24 protein-coding genes are annotated in these 24,212 nt (G+C 57.9%); 10 read left to right on the top strand and 14 right to left on the bottom strand.

Annotated elements, in window-relative coordinates; translation table 11 throughout:
* Positions 1-2 precede the first annotated feature (2 nt).
* Positions 3-3,092, top strand: coding sequence for an efflux RND transporter permease subunit (locus tag EF096_RS06660; RefSeq protein ID WP_123888843.1), 3,090 nt, complete (start codon positions 3-5; stop codon positions 3,090-3,092).
* 60 nt (positions 3,093-3,152) lie between these two features.
* Complete coding sequence (locus tag EF096_RS06655) at positions 3,153-3,722, top strand: TetR/AcrR family transcriptional regulator (RefSeq protein ID WP_123888842.1); 570 nt, start codon at positions 3,153-3,155, stop codon at positions 3,720-3,722.
* A gap of 67 nt (positions 3,723-3,789) precedes the next feature.
* On the opposite strand, the gene EF096_RS06650 is transcribed toward EF096_RS06655, so the two are convergent.
* Both EF096_RS06650 and wrbA read right to left on the bottom strand, forming a co-directional pair.
* A complete protein-coding gene (locus EF096_RS06650; protein WP_123888841.1) occupies positions 3,790-4,584 on the bottom strand; it encodes an SDR family NAD(P)-dependent oxidoreductase in 795 nt (264 codons plus the stop codon).
* Between the two features lie 181 nt (positions 4,585-4,765).
* Positions 4,766-5,365, bottom strand: a complete 600-nt coding sequence (gene wrbA / locus EF096_RS06645) for an NAD(P)H:quinone oxidoreductase (RefSeq protein WP_123888840.1) — start codon at positions 5,363-5,365, stop codon at positions 4,766-4,768.
* A gap of 267 nt (positions 5,366-5,632) precedes the next feature.
* On the opposite strand from wrbA, the gene EF096_RS06640 reads away from it, so the two are divergent.
* Positions 5,633-6,373, top strand: coding sequence for an SDR family oxidoreductase (locus EF096_RS06640; RefSeq protein ID WP_123888839.1), 741 nt, complete (start codon positions 5,633-5,635; stop codon positions 6,371-6,373).
* Between the two features lie 18 nt (positions 6,374-6,391).
* Here EF096_RS06640 and EF096_RS06635 read toward each other — a convergent pair whose 3' ends face one another.
* The gene (locus tag EF096_RS06635; RefSeq protein WP_123888838.1) at positions 6,392-6,610 is read right to left on the bottom strand and encodes a DUF3820 family protein; all 219 of its coding nucleotides are present in this window, start codon (positions 6,608-6,610) and stop codon (positions 6,392-6,394) included.
* 180 nt (positions 6,611-6,790) lie between these two features.
* On the opposite strand from EF096_RS06635, the gene EF096_RS06630 reads away from it, so the two are divergent.
* Positions 6,791-7,159, top strand: a complete 369-nt coding sequence (locus EF096_RS06630) for a glutaredoxin family protein (RefSeq protein WP_123888913.1) — start codon at positions 6,791-6,793, stop codon at positions 7,157-7,159.
* A gap of 3 nt (positions 7,160-7,162) precedes the next feature.
* Here EF096_RS06630 and EF096_RS06625 read toward each other — a convergent pair whose 3' ends face one another.
* From EF096_RS06625 to EF096_RS06615, 3 genes are all read right to left on the bottom strand, one after another.
* On the bottom strand, positions 7,163-7,540 hold the full coding sequence (locus EF096_RS06625; RefSeq protein ID WP_123888837.1) for a carboxymuconolactone decarboxylase family protein: 378 nt from the start codon (positions 7,538-7,540) through the stop codon (positions 7,163-7,165).
* A 39-nt stretch (positions 7,541-7,579) separates the two neighbouring features.
* Positions 7,580-8,260, bottom strand: a complete 681-nt coding sequence (locus EF096_RS06620; RefSeq protein ID WP_123888836.1) for a spermidine synthase — start codon at positions 8,258-8,260, stop codon at positions 7,580-7,582.
* Between the two features lie 167 nt (positions 8,261-8,427).
* A complete protein-coding gene (locus EF096_RS06615) occupies positions 8,428-9,171 on the bottom strand; it encodes an SDR family oxidoreductase (protein ID WP_123888835.1) in 744 nt (247 codons plus the stop codon).
* Between the two features lie 132 nt (positions 9,172-9,303).
* On the opposite strand from EF096_RS06615, the gene EF096_RS06610 reads away from it, so the two are divergent.
* On the top strand, positions 9,304-10,215 hold the full coding sequence (locus tag EF096_RS06610) for a LysR family transcriptional regulator (RefSeq protein ID WP_123888834.1): 912 nt from the start codon (positions 9,304-9,306) through the stop codon (positions 10,213-10,215).
* 58 nt (positions 10,216-10,273) lie between these two features.
* Here EF096_RS06610 and EF096_RS06605 read toward each other — a convergent pair whose 3' ends face one another.
* From EF096_RS06605 to EF096_RS06595, 3 genes are all read right to left on the bottom strand, one after another.
* The gene (locus EF096_RS06605; RefSeq protein WP_083728890.1) at positions 10,274-10,438 is read right to left on the bottom strand and encodes a DUF1328 domain-containing protein; all 165 of its coding nucleotides are present in this window, start codon (positions 10,436-10,438) and stop codon (positions 10,274-10,276) included.
* Between the two features lie 139 nt (positions 10,439-10,577).
* On the bottom strand, positions 10,578-11,009 hold the full coding sequence (locus EF096_RS06600) for a ferritin-like domain-containing protein (RefSeq protein WP_123888833.1): 432 nt from the start codon (positions 11,007-11,009) through the stop codon (positions 10,578-10,580).
* A 73-nt stretch (positions 11,010-11,082) separates the two neighbouring features.
* Complete coding sequence (locus EF096_RS06595) at positions 11,083-11,913, bottom strand: BON domain-containing protein (RefSeq protein WP_123888832.1); 831 nt, start codon at positions 11,911-11,913, stop codon at positions 11,083-11,085.
* Positions 11,914-12,277: 364 nt separating this feature from the next.
* Here EF096_RS06595 and EF096_RS06590 point away from each other — a divergent pair, with 364 nt between their 5' ends.
* Positions 12,278-12,838 carry a DUF4136 domain-containing protein gene (locus tag EF096_RS06590; protein ID WP_123888831.1) on the top strand — a complete coding sequence of 187 codons (561 nt, stop codon included), beginning with the start codon at positions 12,278-12,280 and terminating at the stop codon, positions 12,836-12,838.
* 20 nt (positions 12,839-12,858) lie between these two features.
* On the opposite strand, the gene EF096_RS06585 is transcribed toward EF096_RS06590, so the two are convergent.
* On the bottom strand, positions 12,859-13,815 hold the full coding sequence (locus EF096_RS06585; protein WP_123888830.1) for an AraC family transcriptional regulator: 957 nt from the start codon (positions 13,813-13,815) through the stop codon (positions 12,859-12,861).
* Between the two features lie 426 nt (positions 13,816-14,241).
* Between EF096_RS06585 and EF096_RS06580 the strand changes: the two genes are divergently transcribed.
* The 3 genes from EF096_RS06580 (at position 14,242) to EF096_RS06570 (ending at position 20,081) form a co-directional block, all read left to right on the top strand.
* Positions 14,242-15,408 carry an efflux RND transporter periplasmic adaptor subunit gene (locus EF096_RS06580; RefSeq protein WP_123888829.1) on the top strand — a complete coding sequence of 389 codons (1,167 nt, stop codon included), beginning with the start codon at positions 14,242-14,244 and terminating at the stop codon, positions 15,406-15,408.
* Positions 15,409-15,487: 79 nt separating this feature from the next.
* Positions 15,488-18,664, top strand: a complete 3,177-nt coding sequence (locus EF096_RS06575; protein ID WP_123888828.1) for an efflux RND transporter permease subunit — start codon at positions 15,488-15,490, stop codon at positions 18,662-18,664.
* Positions 18,657-20,081 (top strand): efflux transporter outer membrane subunit, encoded by a 1,425-nt coding sequence (locus EF096_RS06570; RefSeq protein WP_123888827.1) that lies wholly within the window; start codon positions 18,657-18,659, stop codon positions 20,079-20,081. The genes EF096_RS06575 and EF096_RS06570 overlap by 8 nt, the downstream gene beginning before the upstream one ends.
* A gap of 19 nt (positions 20,082-20,100) precedes the next feature.
* Here EF096_RS06570 and EF096_RS06565 read toward each other — a convergent pair whose 3' ends face one another.
* The 4 genes from EF096_RS06565 to EF096_RS06550 all read right to left on the bottom strand — a co-directional run bounded on the left by EF096_RS06565 (position 20,101) and on the right by EF096_RS06550 (position 23,569).
* The gene (locus EF096_RS06565) at positions 20,101-20,652 is read right to left on the bottom strand and encodes a cupin domain-containing protein (RefSeq protein ID WP_123888826.1); all 552 of its coding nucleotides are present in this window, start codon (positions 20,650-20,652) and stop codon (positions 20,101-20,103) included.
* A 110-nt stretch (positions 20,653-20,762) separates the two neighbouring features.
* Complete coding sequence (alr, locus tag EF096_RS06560; protein WP_123888825.1) at positions 20,763-21,833, bottom strand: alanine racemase; 1,071 nt, start codon at positions 21,831-21,833, stop codon at positions 20,763-20,765.
* Positions 21,834-21,936: 103 nt separating this feature from the next.
* Entirely contained in the window at positions 21,937-22,293 is a 357-nt protein-coding gene (locus EF096_RS06555) for a RidA family protein (RefSeq protein ID WP_123888824.1), read from the bottom strand.
* A complete protein-coding gene (locus EF096_RS06550) occupies positions 22,268-23,569 on the bottom strand; it encodes a D-amino acid dehydrogenase (RefSeq protein ID WP_123888823.1) in 1,302 nt (433 codons plus the stop codon). The genes EF096_RS06555 and EF096_RS06550 overlap by 26 nt, the downstream gene beginning before the upstream one ends.
* A 137-nt stretch (positions 23,570-23,706) precedes the next feature.
* Between EF096_RS06550 and EF096_RS06545 the strand changes: the two genes are divergently transcribed.
* A complete protein-coding gene (locus EF096_RS06545) occupies positions 23,707-24,201 on the top strand; it encodes an Lrp/AsnC ligand binding domain-containing protein (protein ID WP_123888822.1) in 495 nt (164 codons plus the stop codon).
* Positions 24,202-24,212: the final 11 nt, after the last annotated feature.

Raw genomic sequence — 24,212 nt, 5'->3', positions numbered from 1 at the left:
GCATGGGGGGCTTCAATTTATCCGCTATGGCGGTACGTAATCCGGCTGTGACGTTATTTCTGCTGATCGCGATTTTGCTCTCGGGGCTCTTTGCCTTCGACAAGCTGGGCCGTGCCGAGGACCCTTCCTTTACAGTCAAGGTAATGACCATCACAGCAGCCTGGCCTGGTGCAACCGCACGTGAAATGCAGGAGCAGGTTGCCGATCGGCTGGAAAAACGTCTGCAGGAGCTGGCTTACTACGACCGGGTAGAAACCACCGCGCAGCCAGGCTTTGTGGCGATGAAACTGCAGTTTCTCAACTCCACCCCCCCAGCTATGGTGCCGGAGCTGTTTTATCAGGCGCGCAAGAAACTGGGCGACGAGGCAGCCAATTTACCCAGCGGCGTCGCAGGGCCCTTTTTCAACGACGAATACAATGACGTTTACTTTGCGCTTTATGCCCTCGAGGCCAGCGATTTGCCGCATCGTCAGCTAGTGCAATTGGCGGAGCAAATGCGCCAGAGCTTTCTGAGTCTGCCGGGCGTGAAGAAGGCTAATATTCTGGGTGAGCAGTCGCAGCGTATTTTTGTTGAGTTTTCCTATCAGCGCCTGGCTACCCTGGGGCTGACTCCTGATCAGATCTTTTCCGCGCTGGCGCGGCAAAATGCTGTATCGCCGTCCGGCTCGGTCGAGACCGCGGGCCCGCGTACCTATATTCGACTCGATGGCGCTTTTGACAGTATTGAACAGATTGAAAACGTACCCGTGGTCGCCAATGGCCGGGTACTGCGCATGGCCGATGTTGCGCAGGTAAAGCAGGGTTACGAAGATCCGCCCAGCTACCGCATTCGCCATCAGGGCGAGCCGGCGCTGATGCTCGGCGTGGTCATGGAGAAGCATTTCAACGGGCTGGAGTTGGACGAGTCGCTGCAGGCTGAAGAACAGCGCTGGGCTGAACAGCTGCCGCTCGGCATCCAGTTTACCAAGGTGTCGGATCAGGCCAGCAAGATCAGTAGCGCGGTGAATGAGTTTATGCTCAAGTTCTTCGTCGCGCTGGGTGTGGTCATGTTGATCAGTCTGCTGGCGCTCGGCTTTCGCGTTGGCCTGGTGGTTGTGGCGGCGGTACCGCTGACATTGGCAATGGTCTTCGTCATCATGATGATGACCGGCCGCGAGTTCGATCGCATCACGCTGGGCGCCTTGATCCTCTCGCTGGGCCTGCTGGTGGATGATGCCATCATTGCCATCGAGATGATGGTGGTGAAGTTGGAAGAAGGCATGGATCGCATCTCCGCCGCGACCTTTGCCTGGTCCTCCACGGCGGCACCTATGCTGACCGGCACGCTGGTCACCATCATCGGCTTTCTACCGGTCGGTTTTGCCAAATCCGGCGCTGGCGAATATGCCGGTAATATCTTCTGGATCGTAGGTTTTGCGCTTATTTCGTCCTGGCTGGTAGCTGTGGTATTCACGCCCTATCTGGGGGTGAAAATGCTGCCCAATATCAAGCCAGTCAGCGGCGGGCACGATGCGATCTACGCCGGTCCCTACTATTCAAAGCTGCGCTCGGTTGTTGAAGGCTGCATTCGCTGGCGCTGGTCGGTGACCGGCGTTGTCGTGTTGGCCTTTGTTGGCTGCGTGTTGGCGATGGGGGTAGTGAATAAGCAGTTTTTCCCCAACTCAGATCGCTCGGAGGTCATGTTGGAGGTCTATATGCCGCCTGGCACCGCCTTCAAAAATACCGAAGCGGTGGTTCATCAGTTGGAGCAGGCGCTGCTGCAGGAGCCAGAAACCGACCTGGTGGACTCCTATGTAGGCGGCGGTCCGCCGCGCTTCTTCCTGTCGTTGAACCCGGAGCTGCCGGACCCAGCCTTCGCCAAGATTGTGGTGCAAACGGCCGACGCCGATACGCGTGATGCCCTAATGGCAGCCATGCGCAAGCGAGTCGATGCTGGCGAGTTTCCGGGCGCACGGGTACGCGTGACTCAGCTGGTATTCGGCCCGCCCGTCCCTTTCCCGGTCGTCTTCCGCGTCAGTGGTCCTGAACTGGGGCCGTTGCGCGAGCTTGCCGAGCAGGTTCGTGAGCGGGTGGAGGCTAATGCCATGACCCGCGATACCTTTATCGATTGGGGCGAAAAGGCCAGCAGCTACCGACTGCAACTTGATCAAGATCGTTTGCGTTTGCTGGGCTTTACCCCCGCACAGGTCAAGACCCAGCTTAACGCTCTGCTGTCGGGTAATCCGATAACCGAGGTACGCGAAGGTAATCGTACGGTGTCGGTCGTGGTCCGGGCTATCAATGCGCAACGCGAGGATCTGCAAAACATCGAGAACCTGACAGTCACCAATGACGCCGGGCGTTCGATTCCGCTGCAACAGGTAGGGCGCTTTGTGCCAGTGATGGAAGATCCGATTCTACGCCGTCGTGATCGTGAGCCGACCTTTGAGGTGCGGGCTGATATCGTGGCCGGCGTGCAGCCACCCGATGCCGAGATGGCAGCCTATGCCGACCTGGAAGAGCTGGTTGCCGGGTTGCCGCCGGGCTACCGAATCACCATAGGCGGCCCGGTAGAAGAAAGCGCGATTGCCAATAAGGCGTTGGCAGTGCTGTTCCCGGTGATGATTTTGCTGATGCTGGTAGTGATCATGTTCCAGGTGCGCTCATTCGGGGTGATGTTCATGGTCTTCGCTACCGCGCCTCTGGGGCTGGTGGGCGCGGTACCGGCACTGCTGATCTTCAATCAGCCGTTTGGCTTTAATGCGATTCTGGCGTTGATCGGCATTGGTGGGATTCTGATGCGCAACACCCTGATCTTCACCGACCAGATTCGCCAGAATCAGGACCATGGCATGTCTACGCACGAGGCCGTTGTCGAGGCAACGGTGCGCCGCGCACGCCCCGTGGTGCTCACGGCGTTGGCGGCCGCGCTGGCGTTCATCCCGCTCACGCTCTCGGTATTCTGGTCTTCATTGGCCTTTGTACTGATTGGCGGTGTGCTGATGGGTACTCTGCTTACGCTACTGTTTTTACCAGCGCTATGCAGTCTGGTGCTTGGCGCACATAGCAAGGCGAAGCAGCAGCCAGCAGTCGCGACCAGTGGTCAAGTCTGAGGCTGCGTTCAGCCTGGCCTGGGTATAGAATGACGGTCTGAATTTAAAGCGGGGAGTGATATGCGTTATTCAGAAGATCACAAAGCCAAGACGCACCAGATGATTCTGGACGAGGCGGCGCGACGGTTTCGTGCCGATGGCGTCGGCGCTACCGGGCTGCAACCGCTGATGAAGTCGTTGGGACTCACCCATGGCGGCTTTTACGCGCACTTCAAGTCCAAGGATGATCTGGTTGAGCAGTCGCTACAGCATGCTGCAATGCAGCTAAAAGCGTCCCTGTCCTTGAAGACCGGCCCCGATGCACCCTTGTCGCAGCTCATCACCACTTACCTGTCGCCAGAGCACCGGGCCAATCCCGGTCAGGGCTGCCCGTTACCGACGGTGTCTGCCGAGCTGGGCCAGAAAGGTCAACCGAGCGCTACCACCGACCAGCTGATCAAGGATCGGCTGGCCAGCATCACTGACAAGCTGTCGGGCGAGGACGCTGCGCAAGAGAGTGTGATGGTGCTATCGGCGATGGTCGGTGCCCTGATGCTGTCACGCAGCGTAACCGACCCTGCCCTGTCGGATGAGTTGCTCAATTGCGCGCGTGAGCAGTTGATCAAACTGGTTGATGCCCCGGCGGACTGATTCGCTGCCGGCCGGCCAGTCTGTACTAGACAGCCCCAGTCGTTGCCGCGGCCGGGGCTGTTGCGTTTCAGGCATAGCGAGCGGCGGGTTGCTTGTGCGACAGGTTGGGTGCCAATTGCATGCGTGCCTGCAGCAGGTTTTGCCAGTCGGCACTATCGGGCAACGAGGGAATGGTTACCAGTTCGCCCTCATCAAATCCGCGTAGCGCCGCATCAACCATATCACCTGCCTCCATGATCATGGGGTCGAATGAAGGGTCCAGTGTCATACCGCTGCGTTGCCATATTTCCGTGCGCGTCATGCCTGGTAGTACAGCCTGCACTCTGACGCCCCGGTGGGCGATTTCGGCGTGCAGACTTTGCGTCAGGCTAAGCACATAGGCCTTGCTGGCGGCATAAACTGCGTTGAAGCGCTCCGGCAGCAGGGCTACCACCGACCCCAGGTTGATGATGCCACCGTGGCCAGCAATGCTGAAATTCACGGCAGCAGCGCTCGATAGCAGCGTGAGTGCCAGCACATTCAATTGCAGCAGGGCGGCGATACTGTGGCGGTCAGACTCTGCCATCGAACCACTGAGCGCGACGCCGGCGTTATTCACCAGCAGGCTGATCTGCTGATCACGGCGCAGGCGCTGTGCCACCCGCTCTATGTCCCTTGCTTCGCTTAAATCGGCGATCAGCACCTCAGCCGTCACGCCAAAAAGCTCCTGCAGCCGTTGCGACAAGCGTTGCAGTCGCTGCTCATCGCGGGCTACCAGCAGCAGATTGTAGCCGCGTTCGGCGAGACGCTCGGCGTAGGTGGCGCCGATACCGGAAGACGCCCCGGTAACCAGTGCGGTGCCCATATTATTCGCTGTACTCATTTCAGATGCTCCAGTGGGAAGGTCAATACGCATATTAAATTACGATTGTAATACTATTTATATGTTGAGTGTAATTCAATGGAGTTGATGGGCCTTCTGCTCGCTTTGGGTGTGTCTGTTTGCAGGGAATATTGAGGCGGGGAGGATGCGGCGCCGACCTGGCGGTCGGCGCCGGTGTCGATCAGGAGGTGAGCTTGAGCACGGTTTCGGCCACGTACTTGCCCTGATAGCGGGCAATCGCCCTTTCCCGCTCATCGGGTTGGCGTGAGCCATCGCCGCCAGCAATGGTGGTCGCGCCGTAAGGCGTACCGCCGGCGCTCTGGCTGATATCGAACAGTTCTTCGGTGCCATAGCCGATCGGTAGCAGAATCATGCCGTGGTGAGCGAGCGTGGTCCAGGTCGAGGTGATGGTCATCTCCTGTCCGCCGCCGGTGCCGGTTGAGGCAAAGACGCTGGCGACCTTGCCGTGCAGCGCGCCCTTGGCCCACAGGGCACCGGTCTGATCGAGGAAGGTGCGCATCTGCCCGCTCATGTTGCCAAAGCGGGTGGGTACACCAAAAATGATACCGTCATAGTCGCCCAGCTCGGTCGGGCTGGCTACGTCGGCGGCTTGATCGGTCTTGCCACCAGCGGCCTTGAAGGCTTCATCCGGCATGGTTTCCGGCACTCGCTTGATGGTGACGCTAACGCCGTCCACCTGCTTGGCACCTTCGGCTACCACCTGCGCCATGGTTTCAACGTGGCCGTACATGGAATGATAAAGTACCAGCAATTTCGCCATTGTCGTGACTCCCGGAGTTAAGTGAATAGCTACTGTAATGCCGTGGTTGCTGCCGCAAGGTAAATGCGCACGGCTTCATAGGAACTACCAGCATAGAGCATAGGGTCTGGACGTAGGTTCCCTAAAGTCTTCGGCCAAGCAGGTCAGCAGGACTTTTTGGTTGGCCAGCAAGCCGGAGTTTCCGCGTATGTCTATGCAGCTTTGTGTATTTGACTCAGCCCCCCCGACGCGCATGCTAAGGACTGGTTCTCAGCTGGAGGTAAGCACATGTCGAATGAAACTCAAAAAGTTGCGTTGGTCACCGGAGCTTCTCGTGGCATTGGCGCCGAGATTGCGCGGCGTTTGGCGGCAGATGGTTTCGCTGTGGCGATCAATTACGCTAACAGTGCTGCAGAAGCGGAAAAACTGGTCGCTGAGTTACGCGCCGGTGGCGCCCGCGTGACGGCTATCCAGGCTGACGTGGCGCAACCCGAGCAGGTGCGTGAACTTTTTGTGCAGTGCGAACAGCAGCTGGGTTCGTTAGACATACTGGTTAACAATGCTGGCATCATGCAAACCATGCCATTGGTCGATACCTCAGATGAGGTGTTCGAGCGTACTTTTGCGGTCAACGTGCAGGGCGTCTTCGGTTGCCTGCGCGAAGCTACCAAGCGGATGAATGATGGCGGGCGCATCATCAGTCTGTCGACCTCGGCCCTGGCTTTGAAGATGCCGGGCTATGCGGTTTATAACGCCAGTAAGGCCGCAGTTGAGGCGATGACGCAGGTGTTGGCCAAGGAGCTGCGCGGTCGACAGATTACGGTTAACGCGGTCGCGCCAGGGCCAGTGGAAACCGAGCTGTTTCTGGATGGCAAAACCGTGGAGATGGTGCAGCGCCTGGCGCACATGTCGCCTTTGGAGCGGCTGGGGCAACCCGACGATATCGCTGCTGTGGTGTCTTTTCTTGCTAGTGCACAGGGCGGCTGGGTGAACGGCCAGATTCTTCGCGCCAACGGCGGCATTGCCTGACTGGCAATCGGCCTGCGTTCAGCTACGCGGCTTGCGCAGCGGGTCGAGCAGTGCGCTGAGGCCGTTGTGATCGATTTCTTGCATGAGTTGCAGTAGTCGGCCGACTTCGCTCTTGGGAAAGCCCTCACGGGCAAACCAGTTGAGGTAGTGCCCAGGTAGGTCGGCGAACAGGCGTCCTTTGTATTTGCCGTAGGGCATCTCGCGGCTGACCAACAGGAGCAGGTCTTCAGGTTTCATGGGTATGCCTCTGCAGTTGTCAGGATTTCGGCCATTATGCCGCAGCAAAGCGGACTGAATCGAACGGAAATCGTCCTTGCATGGCGCGCTCGTCAGCTCGACGGGCTTGTGCGCGCCGAATCCGGTAAGCTGCGCGCCTGTTTGTTTCCACCTGTGCACTTGATGAGAGAGTCTTTATTCATGTTGTTGAAAGCCCTCCGCGTTGGCCTTGGTCAGCTCATTATTTTTCTCAGCTTCATCACCCGCCCAAGCAAGATGAAGCGCGCGCCGGAAGCCCAGGCGTCCGTAGATCAGGCCGCAGCGCAACTGAGTCTGTATCAGTTCAATGCCTGCCCGTTTTGCGTGAAGACCCGTCGCACCCTGCGCCGCCTCAACCTGCCGGTTGCACTGCGCGACGCCAAAAACAACCCGGAAGCACGTCAGGCGCTGCTGGAGCAGGGTGGCAAAATTCAGGTGCCCTGCCTGCGCATTGACGAGGGTGAGCAGACCACCTGGTTGTACGAGTCAAAGGCGATCAACAGCTATCTGGAACAACGCTTCGCCGCTTGACGCTCAGCTTGGCTGATAGCTATCGATAACCTCCTGCGCCGCGCGGAAGGCATCGATGGCGGCCGGTACGCCAGCGTAAACGGCGCAGTGCAGTAGTGCCTCGCGGATCTCCTCGACAGTGCAGCCGTTGTTTAGCGCGCCGCGCACGTGGCCCTTGAGCTCCTGCGGGCATTTCAGTGCGGTCAGTGCTGCCAGGGTGATCAGGCTGCGTGTTTTGCGGTCCAGCCCTTCGCGGTTCCAGACGCCGCCCCAGGCGTGCTCATTGACGAACTCCTGTAACGGTTGGCTGAATTCGGTGGCGTTGTTCAACGCGCGATCAACAAAGGCGTCGCCCATGACTTCGCGGCGTACTTGCACGCCTTCCAGTTTGCTATTGCTCATCAGATGTTCCTCCATTCAATTCGCTTGATCGGCGGCAAGTCATTTACGTTGCGCGATCCAGATAGTGTGGCGGGTACCGCTGTTGCCGTGCGCATATACCTGCTCTTCACGCGCCTTGAAACCAGCCTTGGCGAGGCGTTGCGAGAAGGCCCGGTCGGCACTGGCCGACCAGACCGCCAGGGTGCCTTTGGGTCTTAGCGCGCGTGCGCAGGCTTCCAGCCCGCCAGGTGAGTACAGCCAGCTGTTGGATTTTTGGGTCAGGCCTTCTGGGCCGTTATCTACATCCAGCATGATGGCATCAAAACCGCTTGTTTCGGCCTTTAGCAGTTCGGCTACATCCTGGTTGGCTACGCGGGTGCGCGGATCGTTAAGGGGATGGCCGGACTTAGCGCCGAGCGCGCCCTTGTTCCACTCGATCACCCCGGGCACCAGCTCGGCTACGATTGCCTCGGCATCAGGGCCAAGATGCTGTAGCGCCGAGGCCAGAGTAAACCCCATACCCAGGCCGCCAATCAGTACCCGCGCGCCGGGCTTGCTGGTCAGGCTGCGACACGGGATGGCTGCGAGCGCATCCTCCGAGCCGTGGGTGCGGGTATTCATCAACTGCCCGCCTTTGCCGCCCTGGATCTTGATGACAAAGTCCTCGCCGTATTCAAACAGGCAGAGTGCATCCGGTGTATCGGGGATGGGCGCGGTATCGAGCAGAATGAAGCGTTTCATGGCGAGTCCAGGCAGGCAAGTAAAGGCGGGATTTTAGCAGCCAGACTGGTGCGGGTGTGGTTGATCTTTAGAACGGTGCTGGGTTGGGTGTTCCGCTCGCCAGCCTGGAATAAAAAAGCCCCGCCAGCTGGATGCTGTGCGGGGCTTTCCTGTCGTTGTGCTGAGCGTTAGAACTCCTGCACCGTTGGGCGCAGCACGATCTCGTTGATGTCTACGTCGTCTGGTTGCTCGATGGCGTAGGCAATGGCGCGGGCGACTGAATCAGAGGGAATCGCCTGCTGATAGAAATCCTTTACGGTGTTGGCGCTCTGCTCATGCGAGCTGCCGAACTTGAGTTCGGAGTCGACCGCACCGGGCAGTATGGTGGTAGTGCGAATCGCCCCACCCACTTCGTGGCGCAGACCCTCACTGATTGCACTGACCGCATATTTGGTGCCGCTGTAAACGGTGCCGCCGGGGCTGAATACCTTGATACCGGCAACCGAGGAAATATTGATGAAGTGCCCGCTGTTCTGCTGCTGGAAGATCGGCAGTGCCGCCGCGATGCCGTAGAGCACGCCCTTGATGTTGATATCAATCATGCGGTCCCACTCATCAACCTTGGTTTCGGACAGCGGAGCTATGGCCATCAGGCCCGCATTGTTGATCAATACATCGATGCGACCGAAGTGCTCAACCGCACCCTGGATCAGTGTTTGTACGTCTTGCTGGCGCGTCACGTCGGTTGCAAAGGCGATGGCCTTACCGCCAGCGGCAGTAATTTCATCTACCAATTGGTCCAGTCGATCCTTACGGCGAGCGGCCAATACAACGCTGGCACCAAGAGATGACAGGTGACGTGCTGTAGTTTCACCAAGACCGCTGCTGGCACCGGTAATAACAACAACCTTGTTCGCAATATTGTGCTGCATAAAAACCTCCAAAGGTTCGCGTGGCGAGGCAAATGAGTGCCCGACCTAGGGTGAAATTATGCAAGCGTGCGGCGTTGCCTGGAATGAAATGCTTTGGATTGAACTATTCCACTAAATGGAATAAAAAGACTTATGCACAATCGAATTCAGTTACTCCGTATTTTCTGCAGCGCCGCAGAAGCCCCCAGTTTTAGAGAGGCAGCCAGTCGCCTGGGCACTTCCCCGCAAACCGTCACTCGGGCGGTAAAAGAGCTTGAAGATCTGCTTGGCGAGCCGTTGTTTCATCGCAATACCCGGCAGATTCGCATCACTACTTTCGGCGAAAGCATGGCGCTGCAGGCGCGTGAAGCATTGGCGACGGTCGATGGCCTGTTCAGTCGTAATCGTCAGGCTGCCGAGGCTGCTGATACGGTCGGCCGGGTCGGCATAGCCGCGCCGCATGCGGTAGGGCGGCGTTTTCTGCTTGAGCTGCTACTGCCCTTGTTGCGCGAACACCCGGGGTTACAGCTGGATATCCGACTGGATGACGAGCCGACCGATGTGGTGGGCGCACAGATCGATGTGGGCGTGCGTATTGGTGGTATGCAGGACCGTAGCTACATTGCTCGGGCGGTGACACCTATAGGGTTTATGGTGGTCGCCAGCCCGGCGCTATTGGAGCAGGCGACAATACCAACAAGGCCTGCGGAGTTGCTGGAGCGCCCCTTGTCGGTGGTGATTGACCGGCGTACCGGCAAGCCGTGGCCGTGGATGTTTCGTGGTAGCGAAAACCTGCTGGTGCCGCGTCCGGCGTTTAGCTGTGACGATGCCGAGGCAGAGCTGGATGCCGTGCTTGCCGGTTTGGCGATAGGCCAAATACCGACCTATCTGGCATTGCCGTACGTAGCGGATGGGCGCTTGGTGTCATTGCTGGATGCCTATGCACCCGAGCCAACGCAGCTGTACGTGTATCGTCCGCAGCGGGGCCCCATTTCTGGCCGGGTGCGTTTGGTGTACGAGCACTTGTGCGCGGCTTTTGCTGACCCGCTACAGTTTCCACGCTAGCCCTAAGGCAGATACAAAAACACCCGCCGGAGCGGGTGTTGGTAGTCGGTGTTCAGCGCTAGAGCTTGGGTCGACGCCCGATGATGAACGACACGATAAAGAGTACCAGGAAGACCAGGAACAGAATCTTGGCGATACCGGTCGCGGTGCCAGCAATACCACCGAAGCCTAGAACGGCAGCGATGATGGCGATGATCAGGAATGTAATAGCCCAACTAAGCATAATGTTTCTCCTTGTTATAAAGCCTTTCGGCGCTTCCCTTTAGGGTCAGTCGCACGGGCTCTGGCGTCGATTTGTTGGGTCAGGGTTGAAACCCTGACCACGAACAAACCGGGTTAACTACCTTGGTTGCTGCTCAGGGTTACTGCGCTTTCTTCAGGTCTCGCATGCGATCGTGGCAAGCGCGCACTTTCGGCATTTGCGTTGCGAGGTCAGTGCGAAGATCTGGCTCATTGCTTGCCATGGCATCTTCAAACGCATGCAGGATGCGGTCCTCTGCCTCTTCCAGCTGAGCAATGTAGGTGGCACCTTCATCACTCGACAGTGCTGCGCGAGTATCGGCGTATACCTGACGGATCTTGCCGGTCATGGTGCCACCGCTCGCAGGCTGCTCGTGGTTGGCAGCAACTTTGCCTTCCAGTGCTGCGATCACTTCAGTTTTGGCGTGAGCCATGTCAGTGAACAGCGCCTTGAGTTGCGCGTCTTTTACCTCGTCACGGGCGTGGTCATAAAAACGCTTGCCGTCACGGGTGATTTCGATCAGCTCATTCAGTTCGGATGTCTTGTTGCTCATGATCTATCTCCTGCTATTCAATTGGATTAACTGTAGCGGTGAAGCAGGCCAGCCTTGTGGGCCGGCCTGACGATCAGTTGGCGGTGTGCAGGTTGTCTGCAGACACGTCGGTAACGCCTTTGATGTTTTTCGCAGTGCTAACGGCCAGGTCTTTCTCGGCATCTGTCATAACCGTGCCGCTAAGAGAGACCACACCGTTTTTGGTGTCTACCGAGATATCCAGGCCATTCAGGTTGCTGCTCAGCAGATAGCTGGACTTGATCTTGCTGGTGATCCAGGCATCGCTGATGGCTTCGCCAGCATCGTCAGCGGTGTTTTGTGCTTTGGCCGCGGTAGTCTCGTTGGCATTAACCTGAATGTCGTTGACGACGCGGCTAACGCCGTCGGTATCCTTGGCGAGCATGCCAGCCAGGTCCTTGGCTGCATCAGATTGAGCCGTACCCGTGAGGGTAACCACATGGTTGTTGGTCGTTACGTTGACGTCCAGACCCTCAGTATTGCTATTCCACAGCAGCTTGGATTTGATCGTCGCTGTAGTGGTCGCGTTGCTGAAGCTCTGTGACAGAGTAGGCTTGCCGTCTTCCGTCTTTCTGGTTTCGACGTCAGGATTAACGGTCAACTGATTGTCTACTTCGGTGACGCCGTCGATGCTCATGGCGACTTCTTCGGCCAGATCGCGGTCGACGTCGTTTTCTACTTCACCGGTTAACTTGGCTACGCCGTTCTCGACATCGACATCAATGCTGAAGGGGTTCAAATGGCGGTTCAAGGCAATTGCTGTCCAGACAGAACCTTCCTGGCGGGCTTCAGCCAGATCGCCATTGTCGGCATGAGCAGCCAGCGGCATCATGCCGATCAGGCCGGCGGTAGCGGTAGCAAGTGCGATTGATTTCATCTTGAACATGGGTGTTTCTCCTGTGACGCGTTTTTGTCCGTGTTCGGCGCTTTCTTTGCCGCCGATGTAATAACTGTTGCACGGGCTATGCCAGCTTTTTTGTTTTTTAATAAGTCTTTTAAAACAATGGCTTATGATGTTTGGTCGAAGTGCCATCACTTGCGCTTTGCACGACCAGGCTTTTTCCTTCGTGCAAATTGCAAGAGTTGAAAGACTCTTGTGGGGATATAGCGGGGACAGCGCTAAGCGTGTGGGCGGGTTACGTTAAAGTGCGCGCTGGTAAACAGTATTGCGCATCAGCCTGTGATCTATTGCAGGCTCTATACTGTATGTTGTTGGCCAGTGGATTTTGATCACCTTGTGGAGTATTAAAATGCGTTCTTTATTTTTGCTGTTGCCTGCGCTGCTGTTGATGTCCGCTTGTCAGGGTGCTGCAGTGCAGCCTGATTACGATACCTCACGCAATTTTGCCGACTACCGTACCTGGCAGTTTGCCGAGCCTGCTGTGTCTTCGCTGCCGGAAAATGATCCCCGTCTCAGCGGTGAGTTGATCAGTGATCGGGTCAAGGATTCGGTAGCCAATCAGATGGAGTTGCGTGGCCTGCGTCCGCCAGTAGCGAACCAGGAGGCTGATCTGAAGGTGAAGACTTACCTGATGATTGAGAATCGTCAGGACAATGTCAGTACCAGCTTCGGTGGCTACTGGGGTACCGGTTGGGGTGGTTTCTGGGGCGGTCCGTCGATTCAGACCCAGCGGGTTGACTATAAAGAGTTGATTTTGCAGATCGACATGCTCGACGCCAGCGATGGAAAATTGGTTTGGCGTGGCAGCGAAGGCGAAACACTGAGCGATCGTCCGCAGTCACCAGTCAAGCGCGACGAGCAGATCAATCGTCTGGTAGGTAAGATTCTGGGTAGCTTCCCGCCAAACTGATTTGGCCGGGCTTCCCCAGGTTACATGCTGGCGAGCATAGGCTGCTCGCCACGGAGTTTGATCACGTCTGCTCTGGGCGGTGCACCAAACATGCGGCGATACTCGCGGCTAAAGTGTGAAGGGCTTTCGTAACCTACACGATAACTGGCAGTCGCCGCTTCCAGCCCCTCACTTAGCATCAGCCTGCGCGCTTCGTGTAAGCGCAATTTCTTCTGGAATTGCACCGGTGACATCCGCGTTACCTGCTTGAAGCTGTGAAACAGAGTGGATTCGCTCATATTTACGTCTTCAGCCAGGTCTCGCACGCGCAGCGGCTCGGCAAATCTGTCTTTGAGTACCGCAATGACTTTGGAGATGCGATGAGCCTGGCTGTCGGTAGAGACAAAGTCGCGCATGCGCCAGCCCATCTCGCCGATTAGCGCGCGGTAAATTATCTCGCGGCGGGCCAGCGGTGCCAGAATGCGACAGTCTGCGGGTGACTCAAGTAAAGATACCAATCGCGTCATGGCCTCCAGAATGCCCACATCTACCGGGGCCACACAGAGCCCGCAGGAGGCAGCTGGGCAGTCACGTTGCTGATCCAGTGGCGGTAGGGTGTCGCCTAACTCGAGCACCATTTCCGCCACTTCCTGCGGATCTATCGCCAGCTTTACCGCCAGGTAAGGCGTTTCTGGTGAGGCATCCACCACGCAGCCCACAACGGGCAGCTCTACCGCCGAGATCATATAGGTCAGTGGGCCGTAAATGATTTCCTTGTCGCCCAGCTGCAATGTCTTGCTGCCCTGCGCCATGACGCAAAGAGAAGGCTCGTATACCGAGGAGCTGACGCTGGTTGGATGATCGGCCCGAAAAACTTGCAAGCCGGGTATGCAGGTGTCTTGAACACCTTCTTCCGAGGTGTGCTTCACCACGAGCTCCGCTAAGCGGCGACACATGGGCGCTTCAGGTTGCGCAAGCTGGGCATTGATGTCGATCATGCGATAACACCTCGTTCTGGAGTTTCGCGATAGTATACGCATGAAGACTTAGACGCTGATTACAGCCTGATGTAAATTGCAGGATAAGGCAATAAGCTTGCAGGATCGCGCAAATCAACAGTTGTGGCAGGTTGTTTTGCCATTTTAAGGTGCGCTTTGCTGGTATTTTAGCCCTGCAAAGGCTCATTCAAGCGATTGCCTTTTTCTCTAATTAAGTAGAATTAGGCAATTCATGCGCAGAACCGGGATACCTGCTCTGCGCCTGTGCGCGTATCTTTCCCTCCCATACCAGAGCCCAGTCCTGCCGTCTCGTCTATTCGCGCGGTGAAACGCATTGCTTATGCCAAAGCAGTGCTTTTTCAGCTTAGCGCCAGCGAGTCGGCTGTTGTGCTGTTGCCGGTCATTTTAATAGGGAGCAAAGAACAGATGAACACCTTCACCTTTAAGCGTGCTGGACAGCTGGGTATGGCGAGCGTCCTGGTAGCGCTGCTAGCGGGTTGTGATGCCAAGGGGCAAGAGGCGGCAACGCAACCACCACCGCCCGAGGTCGAGGTTGCCACTGTTAACGTCCGAGATGTAACGCTATGGGATACCTTCACCGGACGGATCGCCGCTCCGGAGACGGTCGCGTTGCGCCCGCGCGTCAGTGGTTATATTGATCAGGTTGCCTTTACCGAGGGCGAGTTGGTTAAGCAGGGTGATGTGCTCTTCGTGATTGATCAGCGGCCTTACCAGGCGCGCTTGCAGATGGCCAAAGCCGAGCTTGAACGCGCTCGTAGCCAGCAGCGGCTGAGCAACCGTGAAGCGCAACGGGCCGAGCAGTTGTGGGAGCGCCGGGCGATTTCCCGTGAAGAGCTGGAGCAACGCAGCGCGGCGCGTTCAATTGCTCGTGCAGGTGTGGACTCGGCTCAAGCGGCATTGGATAACGCCAAACTGGACCTCGCCTATACCGAAGTGAAAGCGCCGGTGGGCGGGCGCATGGGCCGGGCCGAAATAACCCGTGGCAACCTGGCTACCGCTGACAGCACCTTGTTGGCGACCCTGGTATCGGTTGATCCCATGTATGTGTACTTCGAGAGTGATCAACAGACTGCGGACGCTAATCCTTACGCCACGGCGGATCATGCAGTGGTGCCGGTGCGAGTTGGCCTGACCAACAGCGATGACTATCCGCACACCGGGCAACTGGATTTTGTCGATAACCAGTTCAATGCAGCGACGGGCACCTTGCAGTACCGCGCGGTCGTTGCCAATCCGCAGGGCAGTCTGCGACCCGGTCAGTTTGCTCGGGTACAGATGCCAGTAGCGGCAGGCAGCCAGACCATTCTGATTGATCAAAAAGCAGTATTGACCGATCAGGACCGCCGTTATGTTTACGTGCTCGATGAGCAGGATCACGCCAGCCGCCGCTTTGTACAAACGGGTCGCCGTTTTGATGGCCTGCTGGTGATCAGCGAAGGTCTCAGCAGTGGTGACCGCCTGGTGGTCAACGGGCTGCAGAAAATTCTCTTTCCGGGTATGCAGGTAGCACCGCAGCCAGTGGCCATGGCGAGCACCGAACGTCAGGCCGCGGTGGCGCAGAACAGCTTCTAGGCGGCCATACCACACCTATAACCCAGTCATTATTGCCAGGGACGCGTTCAGCTGAGCGCGTCGAAGGGAGAGTCTTGCCGTGAATATTTCACGTTTCTTTATCGACCGTCCGATTTTTGCCTCGGTACTGTCGATTATCATTTTTGCCGTTGGCCTGATCAGCATCCCGCTGTTGCCGGTTAGCGAATACCCCGAGGTAGTGCCACCCAGCGTGCTGGTCAGCGCCAGTTATCCCGGAGCCAACCCGAAAACCATCTCGGAAACTGTCGCTACCCCGTTGGAAGAAGCCATCAACGGCGTCGAAGACATGATCTACATGAAGTCGGTGGCCGGCAGCGATGGCAGTCTGGCGCTGACCGTGACCTTTGCGCTTGGCACCGATCCGGATCAGGCGCAGGTGCAGGTGCAGAACCGGGTATCCCAGGCGCTGCCGCGGCTACCCGAGGATGTGCGCCGTTTGGGCGTTACCACGCAGAAGCAGTCGCCCAATCTGATGATGGCGGTGCATCTTATCTCGCCGGACGACAGCCTGGATGCGACCTACATTCGCAACTATGCAGTTCTGCATATACGTGATGAGCTGGCGCGTATTCCCGGTGTAGGTCAGGCCGGGTTGTTTGGCGCGGGCGACTATGCCATGCGCTTGTGGATTGATCCACAGCGTGCGGCCGCCTTGGGGGTAACTGCTGGCGATATCAGTGCTGCAGTGCAGGAGCAGAATGTGCAAGTCTCCGCCGGGCAGATTGGCGCCCCGCCGATGCCTAACGGCTCTGACCTGCTGATTTCGATTAATGCCAAGGGCCGCTTGGATAGTACCGAGTCTTTCGGCGATATCGTATTGAAGACCGGCGATGATGGCCAGATTACCCGTCTGCGCGATGTAGCGAGGATTGAGCTGGCGGCGCAGGAGGATTCGTTGCGCGCGCTGCTCAATGGCCGTCAGGCGGTCGCCCTGCCGATCTTTCAGGCGCCTGGCTCCAATGCGTTGGACGTATCCAAGGCGGTGCGCGCCAAAATGGATGAGTTGGATGACCGCTTCCCGAAAGGTTTGAAGTGGGAAATCGCCTATGACCCCACGGTGTTTGTCAGTACCTCCATCAGCTCGGTGATCACCACTCTGCTGGAGGCGGTGGCATTGGTCGTGCTGGTGGTGATTCTGTTTTTGCAGACCTGGCGCGCCTCGTTGATTCCCTTGCTGGCGGTACCGGTGTCCATTGTTGGTAGCTTTGCCGTGCTGCTAATGCTGGGTTTTTCGATCAACACCCTGACGCTGTTCGCCATGGTGCTGGCTATCGGCATCGTGGTGGATGACGCCATCGTGGTGGTGGAGAACGTCGAGCGTAATATTGAGCAAGGGCTGGCACCGCTGGCGGCAGCGCACCAGGCCATGCGCGAGGTCAGTGGGCCGATCATCGCCATCAGCCTGGTGCTCTGTGCGGTCTTTGTACCCATGGCGTTTCTGGATGGTATCACCGGCCAGTTCTACCGGCAGTTCGCGGTGACCATCGCGATTACCACGGTGATCTCGGCGATCAACTCGCTAACCCTATCACCTGCTTTGGCGGCCACTCTGCTCAAGCCGCATGGCGCTGCACCTGATTTGCCCGCGCGCCTGCTGGATCGGGGATTTGGCTGGTTGTTCCGCCCGTTCAACCGTTTCTTTCAGCGCAACGCGCTGCGCTATGAGCGCTTTGTTGGCCGCAGTTTTGGTCGTCGTGGTTTGGTGTTGGTCGTGTATCTGGTGTTGCTGGCGAGTACCGCCTTTATGTTCAACAAGGTACCGGGCGGCTTTATCCCTACTCAGGACAAGACCTATCTGATCGGCAGTATTCGCCTGCCTGAAGGCTCGACGCTGGACCGCACCGAAGCCGTAGCACGGCGTGTGAGTGATATGGCGCTGGACACCGAAGGGGTTGCTGACGCGGCGGCCTTTGTTGGCTTCAATGCATTACAGGGCACTAATACGCCGAATATCGCCACCGTTTTCGTGTTGTTCGATGACTTTGCTATTCGTGATCGCACGGCGCTGGAGATTGCTGACGAGCTTAATGCCAAGCTGGGCGCGATCAATGAAGGCTTTGCCATTACCTTCATGCCGCCACCGGTATTCGGTCTTGGCGCGGGCTCGGGGTATTCGCTCTATATTCAGGATCGCAGCGGTGCCGGTTATGGCGCGCTGCAGCAATCTACTGATGCGTTGGCCATGGCGCTGAGTCAGACGCCGGGGCTGGGCTTCCCGATTACCTCTTATCAGGCCAACGTGCCGCAACTGGATGCCGAGGTAGATCGATTGCAGGCCAAGGCACAGGGCGTGCGCCTGGATGACCTGTTCGGTACGTTGCAAATGTACTTTGGCTCGCAGTACATCAATGACTTCAATCTGTTTGGCCGCACTTATCAGGTCAAGGCGCAGGCCGACGCGTCCTACCGTGATGAGGCCAGCGATCTGGATCATTTGTATACGCGCAATGCCCAGGGCGAGATGGTGCCGCTCAATACCATGGTGAGCCTGACGCCAAGCTTCGGCCCCGATCCGGTGATCCGTTATAACGGCTACCCGGCCGCGGACCTGATCGGGCAGTCTGACCCCAGCATGCTGTCGTCCGGCGAAACCCTGGCTACCGTTGCCCGAGTCGCGGGGCAGACGTTGCCGGCGGGCATGAGCGTGGAGTGGACTGATTTGAGCTTCCAGCAGATCACCCAAGGCAATGCCGCGCTGGTGGTCTTCCCGCTCGCCTTGTTACTGGTCTTCCTGGTATTGGCTGCACTGTATGAAAGCTGGGTGATGCCGCTGGCGGTGATTCTGATCGTACCCATGTGCCTGCTCGCTGCGCTCTTTGGTGTCTGGTTGAGCGGTGGCGACAATAACGTCTTCGTGCAGGTGGGTCTGGTGGTGTTGATGGGGCTGGCGTGCAAGAACGCCATCCTGATTGTCGAGTTTGCCCGTGAGTTGGAGATGGCTGGCATGGATACCGTTAAAGCTGCGTTGGAGTCGAGTCGTCTGCGCTTACGCCCGATCATCATGACCTCGGTGGCCTTTATCGCCGGTGTGGTGCCGTTGGTATTGGCCAGTGGAGCGGGTAGTGAAGTGCGTAACGCCATGGGTATCACGGTGTTTACCGGCATGCTTGGGGTGACGCTCTTTGGTCTGCTGCTGACACCGGTCTTTTATGTCGCCCTCCGTAAGCTGTCGGGCAAATCCCTGGCAGTTAAACCGTCCCGTGCGGCAACTGAAGAGGAGCACTCCCATGTATAAGTCGCTGCCTAAGTTAATGCCTTTTGCCTTGAGTCTGCTGGTTACCGCTTGTGCTGTTGGACCGGATTACAAGGCGCCCCAGCCAGTTCAGGTAGACAGCTTCAGTCAGGCGACAAGCAGTCTGTCTGACCCGGCGGCGGAACAGCGTTTCTGGGCCGGCTTTAATGATCCTATCCTGGCGCAGTTGGTTGCGCGCACCTTGGCTGGCAACCTGGATTTGCAGACCCTTTTGGCCCGGTACCAGGGGGCTGAAGCTCTGCTGCGTGGCGCGCGCCGCGATCGTTGGCCCAGCATGCGGGCCGAGGGTGGCGCCTCTGAGCAGCATTTGGCAGAAGTTGAGCGCAGCACGCCAGACCAAGAGAGAGTTGAGCGCTATTCCGCTGGTTTGGTTGCCAGCTGGGAGCTGGATTTTTATGGACGCCTGGCGCGAGGAGTAGAGGCGAGCGAAGCCGAGTTACAAGCATCGGCCGGCGACTTTCAGGCGTTACAGGTGGCGCTGACGGGGCAACTGGCGAGCAGCTATTTCGCGCTACGTGGCCAGCAACAGCTCCTCGCCGTGGCACGCCAGAATGTGGCGCTGCAGCAGGAGTCGCTGGATATCGTCAGCGCGCGCCTGGACGCCGGGCGAGGTACTCGTTTCGATCAGCTACGCGCCGAGGCTGAACTGGATTCGTTGCGTGCCCTGGTGCCTCAGCGCGAGGCCACAGTGCAGGTGAGCATGCATCGTTTGGCGGTGCTGACCGGACAGCCACCAGCGGCGCTAAATGCGTTGCTGGGCGAGGTTAAGCCGATGCCGGCAGTGGTCGCTGAGATCCCGGTGGGTACGCCAGCGCACGTATTACGCCGGCGCCCAGATATACAGGCAGCAGAGCGTCGTCTGGCAGCAGCTACCGCGCAGATTGGGGTGGCGACAGCCGACCTGTTTCCGCGTTTTACCCTGGGTGGGCTATTGGGCTCAGTGGCGGGTAATGGCAGCGATCTGTTCACCTCTGGTGCTGAATCACGCAGCGTAACCCTTGGTATTGATTGGACTTTTTTGGATGTAGAAGGTGTGCGCGCGCGCATTTCAGCGGCGGACGCGCGTGGCGAGGAGCGTCTGGCGCAATATCAGCAGGCGGTACTTAACGCACTGGAAGAAACCGAAAATGCGCTGGTCAATGTGCGGCAATCACAGCACCGCAGCGCCTTTTTGCAGACCGCCAGTGAGTCCGCTGAGCAGGCTGTTGAACAGGCGCGACTACGTTACGAACAAGGCTATATTGAGTATTTTGAGGTGCTGGATACCGAACAAGCCTTAACCGCGGTGCGCAGTGAGCTGGTGCAGAGCCGGATTGGTTCGGCGGTCGCCATGGTGTCGGTGTATCAGGCGATAGCCGGAGCGCCGGCAGAGGAAAGCCCGGCGCTGGTGCAGCGCTAACTAAGATGGCGCTGCTGGCTCAGAAGTTGGCTGGGGTGGTGGCGCTGATCAGCACGCAATCTTCTTTATCGGAGGGGTTGCGAAAGCGGTGCGGCTGGCTGCTCTCAAAGTAGTAGCTGTCACCAGTATCCAGAACATAGACCTCACTGCCTACCGTTACTTCCAGCTGACCCTTGACCACAGTTCCGGCTTCTTCACCTTCATGGGTGAGCATGTCCGGACCGGTGTCGGTGCCTGGTGGATAGGTCTCGTTGAGGAATGAGAAGGCACGGTTAGGATGCCCCTTGCCTACCAATTTCATGGTGACGTCATTGGTACCGATATTGAGTAGCTCGTCGGCACGGTAGATCACCTTGCGTTGGCTGTCTTCTTCCAGCTCCAGCGAAAAGAAATCAACCAGCGACATGGGGATGCCGGACAGCACTTTTTTCAGCGAGCTGACCGAAGGGCTGACGCTGTTTTTCTCGATCATTGAAATGGTGCTGTTGGTAACACCGGCTCTTTTGGCCAGTTCTCGTTGTGATAATCCTTTGAGTTTACGGATGTTTTTCAGGCGGGCACCAACGTCCAAAGGCAGATTCCTCCAGGGAATAGTCAGACAGGTTACACAGGCAGGTGTGCTTAGTGAGCCGAATCATTGCACGGCTGTTCAGAATTTTCAACAGATCACGGAATGAACAGTCAGCCCAGATAGCCTCTGGGCACACGATTCAGGTTGCAGAACAGCTGATACGGGATGCTGTCAGCCCAGGCTGCGACTTCGCTGGCATTGAGCCCATTACCCCAGAGTCTTACCGGGCTGCCCAGACCGCTGTTGGGCAGGTCGGTCAGATCGACCGTGAGCATATCCATGGAGACACGCCCTATCAGGCGGCTGCGTTGTCCGTCGACCAGCACTGGCGTGCCGTCTTTCGCATGTCTGGGATAACCATCGGCGTAGCCCATGGCGACGACGCCAACGCGGGTTGGGCGTTGGGTAACAAAGCGCGACCCGTAGCCGATGGGTTCGCCGGCCGGCAGGTCGCGCACCGCAATGATGCGTGACTCCAGTTGCATGACCGGCTGTAGCTGCTCGGCCTGCGCCTGGGCAAAGTTGAAGGGCGTTGCGCCATACAGCATGATGCCGGGACGCAGCCAATCGTTATGAGCTGCTGGCCAGGCGAGCACCCCCGGTGAGTTGCAGAGGCTGGCGGGACCGTCGAGACCCTCGGTCGCTTCGGCAAATACCTTGAGCTGCTCTTCAGTGCGGCCCGTGTCCGGCTCGTCGGCGCGCGAGAAGTGCGTCATCTTGGTCAGGCTGGCAACCTTGCTGCTGCGCTCCAGTCTGCGCCAGATGTCAGCGTACTCGACCGGGCTGAAGCCCACGCGGTGCATGCCGGTGTCCAGCTTCAGCCAGATATGCAGGGGCGCTGCCAGTTGTGCCTGCTCCAGCTGCTGTAATTGCTCTTCATGATGCACGACGGCGCGCAGATCATGCTCTACCAGCAGGGGTAGCTCATCTGCCTCAAACCAGCCCTCGAGCAGCAGAATCGGCTTGCTCACGCCCGCTGCGCGCAGCTCCAGTGCTTCTTCGATGCAGGCCACGGCAAAACCATCGGCAATTTCGGCCAGCGCCGCGGCGCATTGCACTGCGCCATGTCCGTAGGCATTGGCTTTGATGACCGCCAGCGCACGTTGGCCGGACAGGGACTTGGCCAGCAAGTAGTTGTGACGCAGGGCGTTGAGGTCGATCAGGGCGTGGGCTGGGCGCATGAATACTGTCTTGAAAAAAAGTGCGGGGCTGGAGTGCCCCGCTAAGGCCTAGATTATCAGACGCGGCTCCGGTGCGGGAGGCGCGACTGACGAGGGGGTAAGACTATAGTGCTGCGACCACTGACATCTCGACCAGAATCTCTGGCTCATAGAGTTTGGCTTCAACGGTCGCGCGCGCGGGTGCAGTCCCGGCTGGCAGCCATTGATCCCAGGCGCTGTTCATGGCGGCGAAGTCGGCATCGATGTCTTTCAGGTAGATGGTGACCGAAAGGATGCGGGTCTTGTCGGTTCCGGCCTGGGCCAGCAGCGCCTCGATCTCTTTCAGCGTGCTCTGTGTTTGCGCCGCAGCATCCTTGTCCAGGTCATCATCAGCGGCCACCTGACCAGAGAGATAGACCGTGTTCTGGTGGATGACGATCTGACTCATGCGCTCGTTAGTGAGCTGTCGCTGGATTGCCATGGTGCTGGGACTCCTTGTGCTGGGTGTATCGATTGAGGTTGTAGTCACTAGCGTCTATGTCGGTTTGCTTGCCGTCGATCAGATCAGCCAGTAACTGGCTGGAGCCGCAGGACATGGTCCAGCCCAGGGTGCCATGGCCGGTATTGAAATACAGGTTACGCAGCTGGCTGGCGCCAATGATCGGCGTACCATCCGGAGTATTGGGACGGAAGCCGGTCCAGAAGGTCGCTTCGCTCACTGCACCACCTTCGGGCAACAGATCAGAAATGACCATTTCCAGCGTGGCGCGGCGCTTGTCGCTGAGACTGTCGTCGAAGCCAGTGAGTTCAGCCATGCCGCCAACGCGGATACGATCGGCAAAACGCGTCATGGCAACCTTGTAGGTTTCGTCCATGATGGTAGAGACCGGCGCCATCGCATCGTTGGTCACCGGCAGCGTCAGTGAGTAGCCCTTGACCGGATAGATCGGCAGGTCCATACCGAGTGGGCGCGCCAGCTTGGGTGAGAAACTGCCCAGTGCCAGCACGTAACGATCCGCTTTGAGCGTTTCGCCGTCAGCCAGACGCACGCCAGTGATTTGGCTGCCGTCGCTGATCAACTCGTCGATGTTGCAGTTAAAACGGAACTGCACGCCTAATTCAGCAGCTTTTGCTGCCAGGCGGGTGGTGAACAGGTGGCAGTCGCCGGTTTCATCGTTGGGCAGGCGCAGGCCGCCAACGATTTTGTGCGCGCTGGGTGCCAGGCCGGGTTCGGCGCGTACGCAGCCTTCGCGGTCGAGCAGCTCATAGGGTACGCCGCAGCGTTCCAGCACGGCGATGTCTTTGGCGGCGGCATCCATTTGTTTCTGCGTGCGGAACAGTTGCAGGGTGCCGAGTTCGCGGTGCTCATAATCCACGCCGCTCTCGGTGCGCAGCGTCATCAGGCAGTCACGGCTGTACTCAGCCAGACGCATCATGCGCTCCTTGTTGACCGCATATCTGGCCTCGGTGCAGTTGCGCAGCATCTGCATCATCCAGCGGTACTGCAGCGGGTCGTTGGTTGGCTTGATCGCCAGCGGTGCATGCTTTGCCAGCATCCACTTGACGGCCTTCAAGGGTACGCCCGGAGCGGCCCAGGGCGCGGAGTAGCCGGGGGATATCATGCCGGCATTACCGAAGCTGGTTTCCAGTGCGGGACCGCTTTGGCGATCAACTACAGTGACCTGATGTCCTGCTTTGGCCAGATACCAGGCGCTGGTGATACCGATGACGCCGCTACCGAGAATAAGGACCTGCATGGCGCTGCTCCGAATAAGTAAATATAGCCTGTGGGCGATATCACTATTCTAGGGCAAGTGAACTGGAGTGATTTTTCGTTTATTTTATATTTAATAAAGAAAGATTCTTTGCTGTTATTAATATTCAGAGGTTTTTCATGAAAACGAAAAGAGCTTCCAGTCGCGAGCTGGACAAGATCGATCGCCATATCCTGCAGCTGCTGCAGGACGAGGGTCGTATGTCCTATGTAGAGCTCGGCGAGCACGTGGGCCTGTCGACTACGCCTTGCATGGAGCGGGTCAAGCGACTGGAGCGGGAAAAGTTCATCCTGGGCTATGGGGCGCGACTGAACCCGCAGAAATTGCAGGCCAACCTGTTGGTATTTGTTGAAATCAGCTTGTACTCGAAGTCAGCGGACATCTTTGATGACTTTCGTCGTGCCGCCACCAAGCTGCCCCACGTACTGGAATGCCATCTAGTATCCGGCGATTTCGATTATCTGATCAAAGCGCGAATCTCCGAGATGGCGTCCTATCGCAAATTGCTTGGCGATATTCTGCTGCGGTTGCCTGGGGTGCGCGAATCCAAGAGTTATATCGTCATGGAAGAGCTGAAAGAGACCCTGGCGATTCCCATCCCTGAGGCGGATTAACTACCGCGGCA

The organism is Pseudomonas neustonica (assembly GCF_003797945.1).
GTDB classification, from domain to species: Bacteria; Pseudomonadota; Gammaproteobacteria; order Pseudomonadales; family Pseudomonadaceae; genus Halopseudomonas; species Halopseudomonas neustonica.
Note: the sequence above shows the minus strand (reverse complement) of the source record. Positions and strands in the feature narration are given on the sequence as shown.

Bases quoted from the DNA above. Each gene is read 5' to 3' on its own strand.
- EF096_RS06655 (WP_123888842.1), top strand. From the start codon at position 3,153: ATGCGTTATTCAGAAGATCACAAAGCCAAGACGCACCAGATGATTCTG.
- EF096_RS06625 (WP_123888837.1), bottom strand. From the start codon at position 7,540: ATGAGCAATAGCAAACTGGAAGGCGTGCAAGTACGCCGCGAAGTCATG.
- EF096_RS06630 (WP_123888913.1), top strand. From the start codon at position 6,791: ATGTTGTTGAAAGCCCTCCGCGTTGGCCTTGGTCAGCTCATTATTTTT.
- EF096_RS06570 (WP_123888827.1), top strand. From the start codon at position 18,657: ATGTATAAGTCGCTGCCTAAGTTAATGCCTTTTGCCTTGAGTCTGCTG.
- EF096_RS06580 (WP_123888829.1), top strand. From the start codon at position 14,242: ATGAACACCTTCACCTTTAAGCGTGCTGGACAGCTGGGTATGGCGAGC.
- EF096_RS06635 (WP_123888838.1), bottom strand. From the start codon at position 6,610: ATGAAACCTGAAGACCTGCTCCTGTTGGTCAGCCGCGAGATGCCCTAC.
- EF096_RS06650 (WP_123888841.1), bottom strand. From the start codon at position 4,584: ATGAGTACAGCGAATAATATGGGCACCGCACTGGTTACCGGGGCGTCT.
- EF096_RS06605 (WP_083728890.1), bottom strand. From the start codon at position 10,438: ATGCTTAGTTGGGCTATTACATTCCTGATCATCGCCATCATCGCTGCC.
- EF096_RS06600 (WP_123888833.1), bottom strand. From the start codon at position 11,009: ATGAGCAACAAGACATCCGAACTGAATGAGCTGATCGAAATCACCCGT.
- EF096_RS06595 (WP_123888832.1), bottom strand. From the start codon at position 11,913: ATGTTCAAGATGAAATCAATCGCACTTGCTACCGCTACCGCCGGCCTG.
- EF096_RS06615 (WP_123888835.1), bottom strand. From the start codon at position 9,171: ATGCAGCACAATATTGCGAACAAGGTTGTTGTTATTACCGGTGCCAGC.
- EF096_RS06620 (WP_123888836.1), bottom strand. From the start codon at position 8,260: ATGAAACGCTTCATTCTGCTCGATACCGCGCCCATCCCCGATACACCG.
- EF096_RS06590 (WP_123888831.1), top strand. From the start codon at position 12,278: ATGCGTTCTTTATTTTTGCTGTTGCCTGCGCTGCTGTTGATGTCCGCT.
- EF096_RS06585 (WP_123888830.1), bottom strand. From the start codon at position 13,815: ATGATCGACATCAATGCCCAGCTTGCGCAACCTGAAGCGCCCATGTGT.
- EF096_RS06610 (WP_123888834.1), top strand. From the start codon at position 9,304: ATGCACAATCGAATTCAGTTACTCCGTATTTTCTGCAGCGCCGCAGAA.
- wrbA (WP_123888840.1), bottom strand. From the start codon at position 5,365: ATGGCGAAATTGCTGGTACTTTATCATTCCATGTACGGCCACGTTGAA.
- EF096_RS06545 (WP_123888822.1), top strand. From the start codon at position 23,707: ATGAAAACGAAAAGAGCTTCCAGTCGCGAGCTGGACAAGATCGATCGC.
- alr (WP_123888825.1), bottom strand. From the start codon at position 21,833: ATGCGCCCAGCCCACGCCCTGATCGACCTCAACGCCCTGCGTCACAAC.
- EF096_RS06640 (WP_123888839.1), top strand. From the start codon at position 5,633: ATGTCGAATGAAACTCAAAAAGTTGCGTTGGTCACCGGAGCTTCTCGT.
- EF096_RS06550 (WP_123888823.1), bottom strand. From the start codon at position 23,569: ATGCAGGTCCTTATTCTCGGTAGCGGCGTCATCGGTATCACCAGCGCC.
- EF096_RS06660 (WP_123888843.1), top strand. From the start codon at position 3: ATGGGGGGCTTCAATTTATCCGCTATGGCGGTACGTAATCCGGCTGTG.
- EF096_RS06555 (WP_123888824.1), bottom strand. From the start codon at position 22,293: ATGGCAATCCAGCGACAGCTCACTAACGAGCGCATGAGTCAGATCGTC.